Genomic DNA, 15,058 nt, shown 5'->3' with positions numbered 1-15,058 from the left:
ATTGTTAGTAGTCTTCTTCCATATCGTCAAACACCCCCAACTGCATTGCAAATTGGATGTACGCGTTAAAGCGTGGGGTCTTACGAAAACCGCCCGATGTATTCATAATCATTCGCATACGTACTAACTGATTTATAATTGATTTCGCTTCTTCTCGGTCAATAGAAAGCATGGCTTCTATATCCCCTAGCCTTAAATATTTCTGCTGCGCGAATAACTTAATAAATTCATAGAATTTAAAGTTATTCTTTAGTGTGTCTAGTTTCTTAAGTTCAGCTGTAAATTTGTCATAGCGCTCCTGTGTCATATCTTCTTCCTTAATGGCCAATCGTGCATAGTAGTTAAGACCAGCGCCAGGGCTGTTATACAATGCTTTTAAATATTCGTAAATAAACTCTACGTGACCTGGTAACACGACAATACGCTCGCCTGATTCGTCTACCGAATGTGTAAGTGCCGCTAACGCTACACATAAACGTGCGACCTTGTTTCGTTGATCGGAAGGAGAAACAAGCGGTATGTCTGTTGCTTTTCCGTACACCTTACTTAAAGACGTCGCTACTTCTAAAAGCTTTTCGATAGTCTCGTCAGTAAATAAGACTTCTTCTGGCGTTCTTGACCAGGCGAAAAGAATATTATTCTTAAGTGTCTGACTATCCAGGAACGAAGGGAACGTCCCGATTTTCTGGTTATACACTTCTTCGGCTACGTCATTCGATCGCATGAAGGCAGCGAAGTCAAAACGTCGAATATCCTCGTTGTTAAAAACTTCTTTCAAGCTTTCTACGCCCTGTGCATAGTCCGCTAATCGTTTCCCTTTTGGTACGTTCCCGCTAAGAATTGCACGTACACGGCACGCTGTTTCAGCTGTAACTGCCCGCTTAACTTCCAGCTTTCCATCCGAACGTGCTAGGGTCATTTCGCCGTAGTCGTCCTTTGTAATACCCGTGTCCTCGTCCACCCATATCATTTCTTTATCTGCTAACGGCCAAGCGCCCCAGACAATGTACCAGGCTCCCCCAGCACCGCTTTGTTCCATCTTGTATGTTAGACCTGTACGGCTTGTACTCTCCGCATTGACGCGAGCACCTAGCCCCGCGAACTTCATAATGTTGCTAATCAGTTCGGACTTACCTGTTCCTGTATCTCCTACGATCTTCATTTCCACCCAGCCACGAATTGGTTCGTTTGCCCAGGGGACATTGAAGCGTAATACCGAATGATAAACGAGTAGGACGCCTAGCAAAATGTCGTCACGCTCTACGATTTTCGTTACATTGTACGTTAGGTCATTGACGATCGCCGCTAGCTTTTCTTCTATCGCCACAGGACTGTAGTCTGCGGGTTGGAAAACCCCCAGGCTCTCCTTTACCTCGTCTGTCAGTTGGAAGCTCTCTACGACGTCCTGTAACGGCTTCACGCTTTTTACTAGAATGGTACTTTCTTGGTTTTTCGGGTGAGGATATACATACCCCATGATTTCGTAATACTTGTTTTCATTGATTCGAAGGTCGCCTATCGAATAAACACGACGTAATACGTATTTCCCTTCGTCCCCTTTCCCTACAAGCGCTTCATCTTCTTGTTTGTCCTCGGCCATAGGGATAACTAAAATTTCATCTACGTTTACTTGCTCGATAACTTCTGTATTGTATTTTGCACAGTTCGGAATACCCGAAAGCTGCTTAAGAATACCTTTAATATTGTCGTCACCGATTCCCGTCATTTGGATAAGCTCACGGTCATGTACGCCCAAGTCCTTGTACGATGTGTTACTCGGAATATCGTATAGCGGGCATGTTGTCTTTTTACAATTTTCACGACCCCAGCAGCTGTACTCGATCTTCTTTGGTACGATATACGGCGTATGCTTTTTCCCAGCAATCAATACTCGTGTGCGAACAGGCTTGTCTGCGTAATCTGCATTGCCTGTTGCAGCTAATGGGAGTAGTTCGGCTTTTTCCTCGTCAGCTGTCGCTTTGGCAAGTGCGTGACATAATGACCCAGCACAAGCTACACGATCGTACTCTTTATTACCTGGTATTTTCTCGCCGTGTAAACTGCGAATGAAGGCACAACCGAATTTGTACGTATTATCTTCACTAAATACGGTATCTACTACGCCGCGAGTATTTGCTACTCGTTGGCGTTTCTCGTAACCTTTCGAGCTGGTGAAGCGAACTACCCATTCTTCTAAGATTGCTAGAGTTTCGTCTTTCGTGTGACCTGCATCCTTAAAGTAACAAGCAAGCTGTACAGTTGCCTGGTTACGGTCGCCGTCTTTCTTCCAGCCGTTATTAAGAATGTCTTCCACGCATACAGGGGGCTTTCCCTTTTTAAAGCTAAAGGTCTCTGTGTCGTATTGCTTTTTTGACGTGGCAGCCGCTTCTAAGAATTCCTTACGTTTATCTTTGTAAAAATGCGCTGCCGATGTTCGCAGGGCTAACGCTTCTTTTCGTGCTGCTGACGTATATTTTAATTCTTCTGGTCGTCTCGGCTGCCCTGCCATTTCCTTAATTTCGTCTAGTGTTTTATCCTTAAGCTCGTCAATCGTTAACTCAATCTTGTACTTACGTGTTTTCTGGTGAATTGTATTCGGTAGTCGTAACATACGTTTAGCCGTATATACAACTAAGTCCAGGCTTTGCAGTTCCAGCCTGTGAACTAAGTAACCCGCGATATGCTTAAATACTTTGTGTAAATCGAAACCAGGCTCGATTCCTAGCGCCTGGCTGTTAATTAAGATATGGAAGCCTTTTGATCCGGAGAAGTACACCCATATGTCGCTTTCCCTTATGTCTAATTCTTCTGTAAAGAATTCAATCAGTTTAACAGCGTCTGCCTGGCTAATAGCTGGATTGTCTTCATGGTCAAGGTCAAAATAAAGCGGGGCTAGAAATACTTCCCCGCTTTTTTGTTTTGTTTTCCCTGCAAAACTTTGTACAGTTGTGAAACAGTTAAAGTTGAATGCTTCATCGTTTTGGAACGCTTTAACTTCCTCTTTTTTTATTCGTTTCCAGGGAATACCCTTACCGTTTTGATCGCTATACCAGGCGTCAACGTAAACGTAGTCTTCCGCTGTTAGTTGTTTCTCTTTCGCCATACGTGACGCCCCCTAGTAATTGCTTATTGTTGTTCTTCTGGGTTAATACCGAAGTCTTTCGGGTCAAATAAACCTACAGGCGTAAAGTCGATACCGATCCATTTACGGGATTCCTGCTTACGTTCTGCTGTCGTTAAGCGTGTAACCACTTTATTAACAGCTGTACGTGAAGGTACTCCAGCATTTTTGTATTTGCCCTGGAAGCAATTCATTGCGTAACGTCCCCAGCCGAAGCTGTCTGTTTGCGAGAAGCTCATTAAGTAGATTTTCGGGAAATCATCTGGTGTTAATGTCGCCACAGGCACCACGTACGCCATGTAACGAAGTTTTACATCTTCCTCGCTATAGCGCTCCGCTGCTTCTGGGTTCTGCGCTAAATACTCACCTAACGCTGCTAACGCGTCGTCACGTTTTGGTTCTGCAACGATTAACTGCCCTTCTTCTGGGCTTCCTTCGTGACCCCATAAGCTGTAACGCTGTTCGCCATAACCTACTACTACGTCGATGCTATCGCCGTATTTAACCGTGTCGTCGTCCTTCTCTACGAAGTTTCCTTTCGAATCGATTGTTAACCAATCGCCCATACGCACGAAGTCAAGGTCCATACCAGCGTTCGCTTCTATAAAGCCTCGTTTTGTTTCTTCCAGGATCATTGTAATGTAGCTACTACCTGTTGCCTGCGTTGCTACGGCGTTCGTTTTTTTCTCTACAATCTCCCCCGTATTAGTGTCTACCCCTGTACCGTTTTCTGTTGCTTGCATTTCTTTTTCTGCCATACTCGCATTCTCCTTTTGATTGTGAATTTTAAATTTATTTAATAAAGTTTTATACACATGCGTGAAAAACTATTAAACCGTTAATAAGGTAAATCTAAATAAGCTTTGCTGTTTAAAAAGGCCTCGATTTGATCCTTTTCTGTTTTCGGCTTGTTCGGTAATTTAATTCCTAGACGCTTATACACACGGCGCCTGCTTTGGTACTGCTGTCGGAATACGCCGACGTCGTAGTCAACGAAATCGTACCAGGTAGCCTTTTTATTTGGGTTAGAAGGATCTTTACGCTGGATACGTCCAATTTCTTGCTCGACGCTACCACCGTTATCCTTTCCACCATCGTCACCACGCTTCGGCATGACCATGAAACCACTCACCAGGTGAGGCATGTCTAGCCCCTCACGTGCTAGCTGTGTAGCGAAAAGGATGCCTATTTCTTTTCTGTCGCAGGCTTTCATAATGGCTTTACGTTGTCCTGGTGTTACTTGCCATGCTGCAAATTCTTCCGCTGTGTAAGCCTCGACTTTATATTTCATTCGGTCTTTGTTATCCCTTTTTGTCTCGATAACATTTTTACCTGGTGTGTACTGCCACTTATACCGACTGATGCCCCCATGTACTACAGCTGTAGGTATGTGTAAACCTTTTTCCTTAAGCAGCTTGTCTACAAGCTCCTGTAGGACGAAGCAGTACCTCACGCTTTCAGCGATAACGATTGCGTGACCATTTGGTGCTGCATCTACAATCGTTTGTGCGACTAACTTTGCACGTGATTCACTATTGATTAAGCGGTTAATAAGGTCTGTGTAGTCCATATCATCCCCGCCTGCTTCTACGCTGTCGATTTCGTTTCGATCACTCGCCGTATCGAAGTTGAAGTCCGTATAGATAAACTTCACTTCGGGTAAAATCAGTTCGCCACTAGCGTATAGATCGTCACGCAGCACACGGTGAAGCTCTGGTCCAATTCCTTTATGAAGGTACATTTCTAGACCGTCTTTCCGCTCTGGCGTAGCTGTTACACCTAACATATTTTTCGCTTTAAAACGTCCTGCCGTATCGATAAATTGCACAGCTGGAAAATGGTGTGCTTCATCGATCACCACAGTACCTACAAATTCGTTCATTGCGTCCACTAAGTGAGGGTTTTGTTGTAAGGTCTGTACGGTTGCGATAATTAACTTACCGTCACCCCAATCGTGGTTACCGTCACCGAAGAAACCAATTTTCCCGACGTTCTTAAGGACCTTCTCGGCTTTCCCAGCTGTCTGGTACATTAAGTCTGTCGTATGCGTAAGCCATACAGCAGATACGCCTTTTTCGGCTACATAACGTAGGCCCATGATGGTCTTACCGCTCCCTGCTGGCGCAATTCCTACGCCGTTTTTCTGTACTATGGCGTTAACGAATGGCTCTTGATAGCTACGAAGCTCCCATGCCTCATTCCAGCCGAACTCTACTTCTCTACCTTCTGTTAATCTAGTAGCAATTACTTTATGAGGATCATAGCCTTGTGTTCGTAAGATAGCCTCTAGTTCCTCTTGGAAGCCCCTCGGTGTTACTATGTCCCCCTGGTCATAAATAAATAGTTCCAGACGGGGATCAATCCCCCACGCTCGTCTACCCATACGCTTTAATTTTTTATAAGCAGGGTTTTCGAAGGTTAAAGCTTTTGTAACCGCAGCACGTAACGGCGTATTAGCCCCACGTATGCGAATGTTGTTTGTTATAAATATTTGTAGCACTCGACCACCCCTTGCAGATCGTATTTACTATCTGCCGTATCTAACCTCGGAATTTTAACCGCAATTGGTACGCCTGATAGTGTCGCGCCTTTTCGCAAGTCAGCTAAAGGAATACTGTTTTTTCCTTCACGCTGCATATAACGAATGGCTGTTGTTAATCGGATAGCGTATGCTTCGTCTACATGTGGTAAATCTAAGAAGCTAACAAACACTAAACCTATATTCTTTTCTATTACTTGGTCGAAGTCTACTAACCCGCGTATCTGATTCGGTCGAAGAAAACCTAAGTCGAATGACTTTTTCGCCGTACGTTTTAGCTCCGTTAAGTAGTTCGCCTTTTGTGTAATAACTAAACGGTCCCCTGGGCGACTACCGCCTCGACCATCTTTAATTGGAATCGTCCATACATTAGGTACTAATCTCCAGCTGTTTTGTATTTCCTTCTGGAAGTCATGTCCGCGATCATGTCGTTCGCGTTGCTTATTTCGTAGCGCTTGCGTTTTCGGGTCCATTTTGTACCCCCTAATCTTCTGTATCTTCTGTGATATTCACATCAAGATCTAATTCTGGGTTTTCCACCTCTAGCTTGTCCGAAATGATTTCTTCGACAACACTAACAGGCTTTTCTTCGCCTTCGTAGATAATTGTGTCTTCTTCGCATCCTGCTAACACCCACATAGCAGCTAATGGTAAAAGTAAAATACGCTTTTTCATCATGTCACCCCTTCAATTTTTTATGGCTGTATGTGAATTCAACAATCAAATCTCCTTGTTTATTCCAACGTAAGCTAATAAGCTTTTTCACTTTTACTTGATAAACCTGGTCGGTTAAATCGCTTCTTGCTTCTACATATTCACCTGGGTTCGGTAATGGCGCACCAGGCGGTACTAACATCATTACTTCGTCCACAGAATCACCCCTTGCTGCTTAAGAATTTCAGAAGGTTGCCTTGCGCCCAGCTGCGTGCTTCTACTAAGTTCGCACTAGACTTCACCATGTCCCAGCGGTCTTTTAATAGCGTGATATTCGTATCGATTTCCGCTAAGTCAGCTTGCTTCTCAATCAACTGCTTACGTGTTTCGGCTGTTACATATTTTTGGTACATGCTTCGCATTTCTGCATTAGATAGCTTTACCTTACGACCATCAATTTGGACTGTATTGTCTTCTGCGATTGTCATAAAGGCATTCGCTTCTTCTAGCTGTATACCGCCTTCCAGCTGTTTAATTTCTTTAATGAGAGAGGCGCGATTCGCGTAAGCTCCCTCGATTTCCGCTTCAATTTTCATAACGTCTTCTAACGTAGCGTCTACTAAGTTGTTAACATATTGAATGTTTTCTGGCGCTATTAAGCTATTGTATTGATCCATTTTGTAATTACCCCTTCCGTATCTTGTTTTTCGGTAGGACTACCAGGAAGTACCCAGCTATCGGATAACCCTGGTTGTCGTAGCTCGTTACACGCTGCAAGGTGTATGCACCGCAATTTTCGCAACGTGTACGGCTTGTGTGCTCGTCGTACCAGACAAAGCCTAATTCGGTTAACTGCTCGGTCGCTTCGTGTATATGACCGCAGTTATTACATAACCAGCCTTTATTCATTTTCACGTGCAACTAGCTCTAAGCTACCTTTCTTAATGACAGGCTCTAGTTCTGTAAGAATGCCCATTGACGTGTCAACTTCTAACACCTTTAACAGTTCCTCGTCTGGGTCAGTTAAATAAGCAGCGACTTCTCTAGTTGCGTCATGTTTACGCTCTATAAGGTGCGTTTTTTCCTCTGGGAATGGGATTCCACTATCTCGTGCAACCACTAATAAATAAACCTTACTCATACTTTTAACCCCGCTTTCGCTTCACCTATTTTTTCTAACGCTATTCTTACTACCTCTGGGGCATATCCTTCTTTCTCGGCTATGCTTTCGATAATCGCGTTAAGGTCTACCACTGCCTTGCCGCCGTCTTCTGTCTGAATTAATGCTGCAAATTCATCCATAGCGTACTGTCGTTGTTGATCCGCTTCAATTTGGCTACGGTCCAATATTTCATTACCAGGCTTCGCACTTCGAAGATCGATAAGCTCGATACCTTCCAGCTGTTTATTTTCTACCGTAATTAGTGCGACCTGTACTTTACGTTCTATTTCCGCTTCGGAAGCCGCTAGTCGGCAAATGGCTCCGCTATTCATAAACACCTTACCGTCTGCGCGATTGTATATGCCGAAGCCTAAATGATCGTGCCCTGTTAGTACGAGGTCTGCTTCTGTTTTGACAGTACCAACATACGTGTAACGGTCAAATACTTTCGGATCGTGGTCTAGCAACATACCATGTGCTATATGAATTTTGAAGTGGTCCTTCAACGGGTTGCCAGGTGTGTAGCCGTATCCGTCCTTGTCAATGAACTGATCGTATGGCTGGAAGCTTATAGCTACTTCCTTACCGAATGTCACGTTTCGACTAGCGTCAGTAATTACATGCAGCTGGGGAACAATCAACTCTAAAATACGTAGTGACGTTCGCTTATACGTATCTAAGTTATAGCTGTACACATCATGGTTTCCTGGTGTCGTATAAAAATTTGTAGGACATTCTTTAAAGACTTCTGCGAATTCTAGCAGTACGCTGTTTGTTACTTCTGGTCTGTCGAAAATGTCACCAGGACAAAGCACCCCATCTACTTTGTTATATTCTGCGAGCTTCCATATTTCGCGAAGCTTCGCTTTTAACGATTCCTTATAATCATCTGTACGGTTACGTGGGTTTTTACCTCGAATATGCACGTCACCGAAATATAGAAATTTCATAGCCTAGCCCCCTAGCACGAGGTACTTTTCTTTAGTACTCTTTTCGTAACCACGCCTTTATCAAAATCTACAGTTAGACTTTCATCCACATCATTAGGTAAACCTAATTCGACGTATACTTTATCCCAGACTGCTTTATGAGTTATTTTTCGTTCCTTTTCCGCAGCCTTACTACGTTCATCAATATCTGCCTGCATTTCGTCTACTTGTTGCTCCGTTAACTCCCCAGCTAAATATGAACGTCGCGCTTGTAGAACTTCGATTTCGAAATCTATTTTTTGAAGCTCATTACCTTTTTTAAGCTCACGTAGTTCCTCGCTAAGTTGAGGACTAATCTTACCTACTTCCACAGTTTCCGCACCTAAAAAGGCGCCTATTACACATTTAATACACATATTCTTTTCCTCTCCTTCTACTAAATTACGGTTACTTTCGATGTACCGCGTACCTGTGTAACGCCCAGGCTTACGTCGCCAATCTCGGCTAAATGTTGGTTATGTGTGATTAACACAATTTGTCGATTGAATTTTTCGCTGTACTCCTTTAAGAAGTAAGCTACGTTCGGCGCGTACTCCTGGCTCACGTGCTTCCCGATCTCGTCCAGGAACAATGTGCCACGTACACCGCTTAATTCTGCTACAGCTAGCTTAAGTGCGAGACTAACAATGTCTGCTACACCGCCACCACGATCGTAGTCGGGGGGCTTAAGCTGCGTAACGACCCCTTCACTCTCTAAAAAGTACTCGGCTACAGGTTGGTTAGCCTTTACGTTAATATCTACTCGGAAACTATAGTCTTTTCCGAACACTACACTTAAGGCGCTTGTTACGATTTCTTCTATACGGCGCTTCGCTTGTCTACGGGCGAAATCGCTCGTTGCTTGTAAAAGTATTTGCACCAGGTCGAATTGCGCTAGCTGTTCCTCTGAGCGTGCTTTACGGCGCTCTGCGTCTTCCATTTGCTCGGCTAATAAATCACGCTGTGCAAGCTTCGCTGTTACCTGTTCAGCAGCCCTTTTTAAGTCCGTTTTCACTTTATTTAATTGGTACATAGAAACACCCCTTAAATGTCCGTTGGAATTAAGCGTTCGACTTTAGTAAGGTCTTCTTGTACTTGCGTTTCCAGCTGTAGGATCACGTCATTAATTGTGTCTGGTGTTACACCAGCTTCCACCATTTTATTTTCGATTTCCTGTTTTTGTGTTTCTGCCGCCGCTTTTTGCGTCTCCGCTACTGTTTTTGCTTGCTCCGCTTTACGGATATTAGCTTTCGCTAAGTCGATACGCATTTTTGTATCTAACATGAATTATTTCCCCTTTCTTTGATTGCGTTTGAGGTTAGGACTATTCGGTCCTTCCGATCTAAAGGTATTCATCTCTTTTACTGCCTCGTCTTTATCTCTAAAGTAACCAAGACTTACACGCTTCTTTTCGTGGTAAGCCGCAGCGTGCCATCGTTGACTAGCTTTATGGAAGTAAACACCGCGAATACTCTCCCCTTCTTCGATAGCAGTAGCCTGTACTTCGGGTTTAAGCTGTTCGATTGTGCCGTCCTTGTGCACCAGCTGTAGGTTCACTCGACGAAGGTCTAAAGAATTTCCGTTCTTCCATTCAAGGCGTGCACCCTTTGGAATTTCGAATAATAATCGATGTAATAAGACTTGTCCGTCTTCTCTGCCGGCACGTGCTAGCGGTCTTCCTTTCGGGTCTTTATAAAGCACCCATCGAGTAACACCTTCGACTTTCTCCTTGTCTTCTGGGTCTACCAAAACCGTTTCGTCTCCGTGCCTAGTGCCGATAACGAAAGAATATTTCCCTAGTGCTTTCTGGGTCTCGTTAATCACTAACAAGCACCCCTTTCATGAGGTTGCTCACATGTAGGACAAATACCGCCTGCCGCTTCCCATGCAGTTGCTTCTTCGGCCTCCGCTCGATGTAAAGCAATTTTAGCCTCGAATAGCTGTTGTTCGCGTTGAGAAATCAAAGATTCGATTTCTTTATAGGTTGTTAACAGCATAGAAACAGCCGTTTTCCTGCTCTGAACTTCGTCTAGTGCTTGTAAAAGCGCTAGGGCTTCCCCTAAACCCTCGAAACGCTTCTCGCGCTCCTGGGCAATTTCTAGGCGTTTTACGACGTTCGTATATTCTAGTTGCATAGCTCGTAAATTATTTAAAGTATTAAGCTTGTCTGCTAAAAGCTCTATATCGTTATTTAAAGCGTCAATGTGCTTTGTTTTATCTAGGAGTACGGCTGTAGTATTTACGATTTCCGCATTTTTGTGGTATTCTCGTTGTAAGTTATGGAATAGATTAAGCTTTTCGACGTTTTGACTTAGGACCTCAACTACGTCAGCCGCTTGATCTATTTCTTTTAATTTGTCTAACGTACGGTCGATTTCTGTTAACTGTCCCGTTAGCTTTAAATAACTTTCTAGTAGGTCTAGCAGTCTATCTTTTTGCTGCTGGGCCTTTTCTATTGTGTTTAAATCTTCCCCCAGCTGTGGGACGATGCTTAATGCTGCTAGCTTTCCGTTGTATGAGGCGATTAAGTTCGTTGATGCTTCATACATGGCTCTATGAGACTTTAACTCTTCTACTTTCATAGCCCGACCTTCTACTTGATCTAGTAGCATATGCGCAATGTCTACAGCTTGTTTTGCGTCGTCGATGTGTGAGTAAGCAAGCATACTACCAGACAATCTTTCAATGTCCTTCTCCGCGTTCGTTCGATTTTGCCTCGTTGCGTAGGTATCCTTCGAAATACCTTTGATTGCTAAGTCTACGCTTTCCGTTCCCGCTAATTTCCCTAATACCTTTGCGCCAGCCGAAGCTGTTTCGCTGATTAAGAATGGCGCATCTAACTGAAAGCTGAAATTCAATGCTGTTTCGAAATCTCCGAAACTCTGCTTCTCGATTCCTAGCAAGACCTTTACTTCGTCTGGAACTTCCGACTTTTCGAAAAGGCTGCCTTCGTCGTCTGCATTTTGCTGTAGCAGATAAGATGTTTTACCTTTTCTACGGCGTTTTGTAATAATGTGACCACTTGCTAACAAAACTGTTACGATGGCTTCCCCTACTTTTTGGTTAACATATGCTTCACCTGTAGGCTCATTAAAAGCGATCCACCGAATAGCTCGTATGATGGCCGTTTTTCCTGCATCCGACGGTCCCGTGATAACATTTAAACCATTTCCCAGGTTAAATGTACTTTCGACGTGCGATTGGAAACCCTCGATTCTTACAGCTGTAATCATTCTTTTTACGCTCCTTTCCGTTTACTCGCAGCTGTGACACTTCTTTTAACCACCCCCTTCAAGCAGTCCGATTTTACAGCCGCATTACGAAGCATAATGATATTCACGGCTAATTCATCGTTACTTGCTCTACATGCACGTACCGCACGTCCTTGCTCTGCTACTTCATTTTTAGTCATAATACGGCTTGCGTATAAAATTACCGACATACAAATTCCCCCTTTATTACTAATTAATACATTTTTTCTTTACTTCTTTACTTATTTACTGTAAACTACTTTTAACAAGTCGACGTTGCAGCGTCTTCTAGTTGTTCTACCGTCTCTTTCCAAAGAGTTTTTATCGTTTTATTACCTTCGCCCCAATCTTGTAGTAAAGACAAAGCTACCTGTGGTTTTCTTTTGGCTAGCTCCGCTAGCTTTACAGGAAGGTAAGCATTCTTCCTAACAAGTTCGGGGTCGATAATTGGTGTGTTAGGATCAACAGGTTTCATACTCTCACCCTTTTCTTTACAAAAATATGCCTAACGGTTATAATTTGTTAGAAAAAAATTTCTACTCACCGTAACGGTTTTCGTAGAAAAGGTGTTCGACTGTTACACCGAAAAATTTTGCTAGCTTGATTTTATTGCTTGAAGATGGGTCTCGCTCACCAGATTCAATACGAGCGACCATCGCCTGGGTAATGCCTACGTTTTCTGCAAGCTGTTCCTGGGTTAGATTCTTACTTTTACGCAAACTGACTAAACGTGCATTCTCTACTGTCATTTATGTACCACCCCCTTTTATGTCGCTAGGACATATTTAGTTGTTGGTTCTCATAATATATGACCACAGGTTATAAAGTCAATAGTTTTGCATAACATTTTTATTTTTTTATTTTTTTTATGACTAAAAGTAATATAATAATATCCTTATCGGAGGGGTAAACATGGAGACATTTGGTACAAGATTAAAAGGTTTAAGAAAGTATAAAAAGCTTACACAGCAACAGGTAGCTGCTGCTATACAAGTAAAACAATCTACAATCTCATATTACGAAAAAGATAAAAAGCAACCGGAACTACAAACATTAGAAAAACTAGCAGACTTTTTCGGAGTGAGTATTGACTACTTACTACTTCGCACAGACAACCCAGAAGAATATACAGCAAACGAAAAGGCTTTTATAGAAAGTGTCGAAGCCGATCTAGATGTAACAGCAGCAGAACTTCGAAAAAAGTTTTCGCTAATTAACGCTACAGAAGAAGAAATAGAAGAAGCTATCCGTTACATTTTGATCCAGCGTATGATGAAAGAACAAAAATAGTTATGTTCTTAATTTGATTTCAATATTTTTTATGAGCTTTTGAGTAAGTATTTTAATATTCACTTCTTGTTTTGTGCCGTGTGCGGCCACTAAATACGACGGGTGATTTTTTACGACTTTTGGTATTTTATCTCTTTGCATACGCTAGCCCCCTTAAATATAGAACGGGTGTTCTTATTTTACATCATACTACGAATATAGATTTATGGCTAGATAACTTCTTACAAATTATTGAAAGGTGTGAAATCTATGAAAGCTGTTCTCTACTACCGTGTATCAACAAAGTTACAGGAAGATAAATACAGCCTTAAAGCACAGAAAGAAGAATTGACTAAATACGCAGATAGCCAGGGGTGGGAAATCCTCTCTGAATTTAAAGACGTAGACAGCGGTGGGAAATTGGACAAGGAAGGCCTTAACGCCTTAATGGACTATGTAGAGGACCATTCTGTAGATGTTGTTTTATGTATTGACCAGGACCGCTTAAGTCGATTGGATACAGTCAATTGGGAGTTTTTAAAAGACGTACTAAGAGAGAACGGAGTAAAAATTGCCGAACCTGGATCTATTGTTGACTTAACAAACGAAGACGACGAATTCATTTCCGACATTAAAAACCTTATTGCAAAACGCGAAAAGCGTGCTATTGTCCGCCGTATGATGCGAGGTAAAAGGCAGCGTACACGTGAAGGTAAAGGCTGGGGTGCCCCGCCTATCGAATATAACTATGATAAAAACACATCCACATACAGCGTTAACGATACGTGGTCATGGATCATTCCTTTTATTGATGAATTGTACCTAGAAAAAGGATACAGCGATACACAAATCGCGAAAGAGTTAAATGCAATCACAAAAACACCTAGAGGAAAACGCTGGTCCGAAGCTAGTGTGCGTCAAAAATTAACCAATGAAGCATACTGTGGACGCATGATAAAAACATTTAGTAACGGTGAAACGATCGTTGTAGAAGATGTGTACCCAAGACTAAGAACAGATGAACAGCAACAGAAAATATTAGAAAAGCGTAAAAGTAAATTCCGTAGAAAGCCTGAAAGCACTCCCCAGCTACTAAGACGCGTAAACATGACGTGTGCGTACTGTGGTAGAAAACTAAGTATTCATATGTCGGGCATTAAACAGTACGGCGTACACTTTTACATTATCCATAACAAGCAGGAACGATTAACGGACGGGTCGAAGTGTACTTTTAATATCAATACAATTCGAGTAGAGCAAAACATTATTAGGGCTGTAAAAGACATTATTAAGGGCGAAGATTTTGCGAAGGCCTATATACAGCTAGACCACAGTCCAGAGGATCTACAACTACTTGAAAGTGGAATTAAGACATTAACCAAAGCTAAAACAGACACGCACGCAAAAATTGACCGATTACTCCCTCTCTACCTGGATGGTTCCTGGTCAAAAGAGCAGCTCGATCAACAAAAGATTTTATTAGAAAATGAGTTAAAAACGCATGACCAGCGTTTAAAGCAGTTAACTAATAAACGAGACCTAATTAAAGCTAACCTCTTTAACTATGAGGCTGTAGTTGATTACCTGGGCGTAGCAGCACGTTTCGATACCCTTCTGGATAAAGAGGATCAAATGCACCTGATTGGACGACTATTCCCGCAAGCTGTCGTGTATGAGGATCACATTATCATGCAAGGTCTACTAACGAACAATGTGCCACTAGAAATTCGTGTACCGATTGATCCTAACCCGTATGACCGAAAACAGCATAGTCGAACAGATAGGGACCCTAAAGGTAAATACGAGCGCGTACAGCTGTATCTAAAAGATAACCCAGACGCTTCCCTACGAGTTGCTGCAAAAGAGCTAGGAATTGCGGAGAGCACAATCTACAGGCTGGAAAAGAAGTTCGGTCCGCTAGAACACGGTGTTATCCTGGAACAAGATGCTGCGAAGAAAATAGAAATCATTAAGGCGTACCTAAAAGAAAATCCAGGAGCTATTAACAACCAAATTTCGAGAGATACAGGTCTAGCAAAGACTACTGTAAACCGCTTAGTGAAGCGCTATAACCTAAAAAAATGACCCACGTGT

General features: G+C 42.7%; 20 protein-coding genes. 2 read left to right on the top strand and 18 right to left on the bottom strand.

Features of this window, described 5'->3' with window-relative positions:
- Positions 1-4 precede the first annotated feature (4 nt).
- The 17 genes from V4T18_RS08965 to V4T18_RS08885 form a co-directional block, all read right to left on the bottom strand.
- Positions 5-3,103 (bottom strand): DNA primase small subunit domain-containing protein, encoded by a 3,099-nt coding sequence (locus V4T18_RS08965; RefSeq protein WP_332648830.1) that lies wholly within the window; start codon positions 3,101-3,103, stop codon positions 5-7.
- A gap of 23 nt (positions 3,104-3,126) precedes the next feature.
- Positions 3,127-3,879 carry a hypothetical protein gene (locus tag V4T18_RS08960; RefSeq protein WP_332648828.1) on the bottom strand — a complete coding sequence of 251 codons (753 nt, stop codon included), beginning with the start codon at positions 3,877-3,879 and terminating at the stop codon, positions 3,127-3,129.
- Between the two features lie 80 nt (positions 3,880-3,959).
- Positions 3,960-5,621 (bottom strand): DEAD/DEAH box helicase, encoded by a 1,662-nt coding sequence (locus V4T18_RS08955; protein ID WP_332648826.1) that lies wholly within the window; start codon positions 5,619-5,621, stop codon positions 3,960-3,962.
- Positions 5,603-6,133, bottom strand: a complete 531-nt coding sequence (locus tag V4T18_RS08950) for a hypothetical protein (RefSeq protein ID WP_332648824.1) — start codon at positions 6,131-6,133, stop codon at positions 5,603-5,605. Before V4T18_RS08950 ends, V4T18_RS08955 begins: the two co-directional genes overlap by 19 nt.
- A gap of 10 nt (positions 6,134-6,143) precedes the next feature.
- Complete coding sequence (locus V4T18_RS08945; RefSeq protein WP_332648822.1) at positions 6,144-6,335, bottom strand: hypothetical protein; 192 nt, start codon at positions 6,333-6,335, stop codon at positions 6,144-6,146.
- 4 nt (positions 6,336-6,339) lie between these two features.
- Positions 6,340-6,531: a hypothetical protein gene (locus V4T18_RS08940; RefSeq protein WP_332648820.1), complete on the bottom strand. Its 192-nt coding sequence runs from the start codon at positions 6,529-6,531 to the stop codon at positions 6,340-6,342.
- A 4-nt stretch (positions 6,532-6,535) separates the two neighbouring features.
- Positions 6,536-6,991, bottom strand: coding sequence for a hypothetical protein (locus V4T18_RS08935; protein ID WP_332648818.1), 456 nt, complete (start codon positions 6,989-6,991; stop codon positions 6,536-6,538).
- Between the two features lie 224 nt (positions 6,992-7,215).
- The gene (locus V4T18_RS08930) at positions 7,216-7,455 is read right to left on the bottom strand and encodes a hypothetical protein (RefSeq protein WP_332648816.1); all 240 of its coding nucleotides are present in this window, start codon (positions 7,453-7,455) and stop codon (positions 7,216-7,218) included.
- Positions 7,452-8,426: a metallophosphoesterase family protein gene (locus tag V4T18_RS08925; protein WP_332648815.1), complete on the bottom strand. Its 975-nt coding sequence runs from the start codon at positions 8,424-8,426 to the stop codon at positions 7,452-7,454. Before V4T18_RS08925 ends, V4T18_RS08930 begins: the two co-directional genes overlap by 4 nt.
- An 11-nt stretch (positions 8,427-8,437) precedes the next feature.
- On the bottom strand, positions 8,438-8,821 hold the full coding sequence (locus V4T18_RS08920; protein ID WP_332648814.1) for a hypothetical protein: 384 nt from the start codon (positions 8,819-8,821) through the stop codon (positions 8,438-8,440).
- 20 nt (positions 8,822-8,841) lie between these two features.
- Positions 8,842-9,477 (bottom strand): chromosome partitioning protein ParA, encoded by a 636-nt coding sequence (locus V4T18_RS08915; RefSeq protein ID WP_332648812.1) that lies wholly within the window; start codon positions 9,475-9,477, stop codon positions 8,842-8,844.
- 11 nt (positions 9,478-9,488) lie between these two features.
- The gene (locus V4T18_RS08910) at positions 9,489-9,728 is read right to left on the bottom strand and encodes a hypothetical protein (protein WP_332648810.1); all 240 of its coding nucleotides are present in this window, start codon (positions 9,726-9,728) and stop codon (positions 9,489-9,491) included.
- Between the two features lie 3 nt (positions 9,729-9,731).
- Positions 9,732-10,268, bottom strand: a complete 537-nt coding sequence (locus V4T18_RS08905) for a hypothetical protein (protein WP_332648808.1) — start codon at positions 10,266-10,268, stop codon at positions 9,732-9,734.
- Positions 10,268-11,677 carry an AAA family ATPase gene (locus V4T18_RS08900; RefSeq protein WP_332648806.1) on the bottom strand — a complete coding sequence of 470 codons (1,410 nt, stop codon included), beginning with the start codon at positions 11,675-11,677 and terminating at the stop codon, positions 10,268-10,270. The genes V4T18_RS08905 and V4T18_RS08900 overlap by 1 nt, the downstream gene beginning before the upstream one ends.
- A 5-nt stretch (positions 11,678-11,682) precedes the next feature.
- On the bottom strand, positions 11,683-11,886 hold the full coding sequence (locus V4T18_RS08895; RefSeq protein WP_332648804.1) for a hypothetical protein: 204 nt from the start codon (positions 11,884-11,886) through the stop codon (positions 11,683-11,685).
- A 71-nt stretch (positions 11,887-11,957) separates the two neighbouring features.
- A complete protein-coding gene (locus tag V4T18_RS08890; RefSeq protein ID WP_332648802.1) occupies positions 11,958-12,170 on the bottom strand; it encodes a hypothetical protein in 213 nt (70 codons plus the stop codon).
- A 61-nt stretch (positions 12,171-12,231) separates the two neighbouring features.
- Positions 12,232-12,444, bottom strand: a complete 213-nt coding sequence (locus V4T18_RS08885; RefSeq protein ID WP_332648800.1) for a helix-turn-helix transcriptional regulator — start codon at positions 12,442-12,444, stop codon at positions 12,232-12,234.
- 163 nt (positions 12,445-12,607) lie between these two features.
- Between V4T18_RS08885 and V4T18_RS08880 the strand changes: the two genes are divergently transcribed.
- On the top strand, positions 12,608-12,985 hold the full coding sequence (locus tag V4T18_RS08880) for a helix-turn-helix domain-containing protein (RefSeq protein WP_332648798.1): 378 nt from the start codon (positions 12,608-12,610) through the stop codon (positions 12,983-12,985).
- Here the strand turns inward: V4T18_RS08880 and V4T18_RS08875 are convergent, their stop codons facing one another.
- The gene (locus V4T18_RS08875; protein WP_332648796.1) at positions 12,986-13,126 is read right to left on the bottom strand and encodes a hypothetical protein; all 141 of its coding nucleotides are present in this window, start codon (positions 13,124-13,126) and stop codon (positions 12,986-12,988) included. It lies immediately after the preceding gene.
- A gap of 108 nt (positions 13,127-13,234) precedes the next feature.
- Here V4T18_RS08875 and V4T18_RS08870 point away from each other — a divergent pair, with 108 nt between their 5' ends.
- Positions 13,235-15,049, top strand: a complete 1,815-nt coding sequence (locus tag V4T18_RS08870; protein ID WP_332648794.1) for a recombinase family protein — start codon at positions 13,235-13,237, stop codon at positions 15,047-15,049.
- Positions 15,050-15,058 lie beyond the last annotated feature (9 nt).

Source organism: Lysinibacillus sp. 54212 (assembly GCF_036662795.1).
Taxonomy (GTDB): domain Bacteria; phylum Bacillota; class Bacilli; order Bacillales_A; family Planococcaceae; genus Lysinibacillus_B.
Note: the sequence above shows the minus strand (reverse complement) of the source record. Positions and strands in the feature narration are given on the sequence as shown.

Coding starts and splice junctions, on each gene's coding strand:
- V4T18_RS08915 (WP_332648812.1), bottom strand. CDS start 9,477: ATGTACCAATTAAATAAAGTGAAAACGGACTTAAAAAGGGCTGCTGAA.
- V4T18_RS08895 (WP_332648804.1), bottom strand. CDS start 11,886: ATGTCGGTAATTTTATACGCAAGCCGTATTATGACTAAAAATGAAGTA.
- V4T18_RS08960 (WP_332648828.1), bottom strand. CDS start 3,879: ATGGCAGAAAAAGAAATGCAAGCAACAGAAAACGGTACAGGGGTAGAC.
- V4T18_RS08870 (WP_332648794.1), top strand. CDS start 13,235: ATGAAAGCTGTTCTCTACTACCGTGTATCAACAAAGTTACAGGAAGAT.
- V4T18_RS08900 (WP_332648806.1), bottom strand. CDS start 11,677: ATGATTACAGCTGTAAGAATCGAGGGTTTCCAATCGCACGTCGAAAGT.
- V4T18_RS08910 (WP_332648810.1), bottom strand. CDS start 9,728: ATGTTAGATACAAAAATGCGTATCGACTTAGCGAAAGCTAATATCCGT.
- V4T18_RS08880 (WP_332648798.1), top strand. CDS start 12,608: ATGGAGACATTTGGTACAAGATTAAAAGGTTTAAGAAAGTATAAAAAG.
- V4T18_RS08950 (WP_332648824.1), bottom strand. CDS start 6,133: ATGGACCCGAAAACGCAAGCGCTACGAAATAAGCAACGCGAACGACAT.
- V4T18_RS08930 (WP_332648816.1), bottom strand. CDS start 7,455: ATGAGTAAGGTTTATTTATTAGTGGTTGCACGAGATAGTGGAATCCCA.
- V4T18_RS08935 (WP_332648818.1), bottom strand. CDS start 6,991: ATGGATCAATACAATAGCTTAATAGCGCCAGAAAACATTCAATATGTT.
- V4T18_RS08890 (WP_332648802.1), bottom strand. CDS start 12,170: ATGAAACCTGTTGATCCTAACACACCAATTATCGACCCCGAACTTGTT.
- V4T18_RS08925 (WP_332648815.1), bottom strand. CDS start 8,426: ATGAAATTTCTATATTTCGGTGACGTGCATATTCGAGGTAAAAACCCA.
- V4T18_RS08965 (WP_332648830.1), bottom strand. CDS start 3,103: ATGGCGAAAGAGAAACAACTAACAGCGGAAGACTACGTTTACGTTGAC.
- V4T18_RS08875 (WP_332648796.1), bottom strand. CDS start 13,126: ATGCAAAGAGATAAAATACCAAAAGTCGTAAAAAATCACCCGTCGTAT.
- V4T18_RS08885 (WP_332648800.1), bottom strand. CDS start 12,444: ATGACAGTAGAGAATGCACGTTTAGTCAGTTTGCGTAAAAGTAAGAAT.
- V4T18_RS08920 (WP_332648814.1), bottom strand. CDS start 8,821: ATGTGTATTAAATGTGTAATAGGCGCCTTTTTAGGTGCGGAAACTGTG.
- V4T18_RS08945 (WP_332648822.1), bottom strand. CDS start 6,335: ATGAAAAAGCGTATTTTACTTTTACCATTAGCTGCTATGTGGGTGTTA.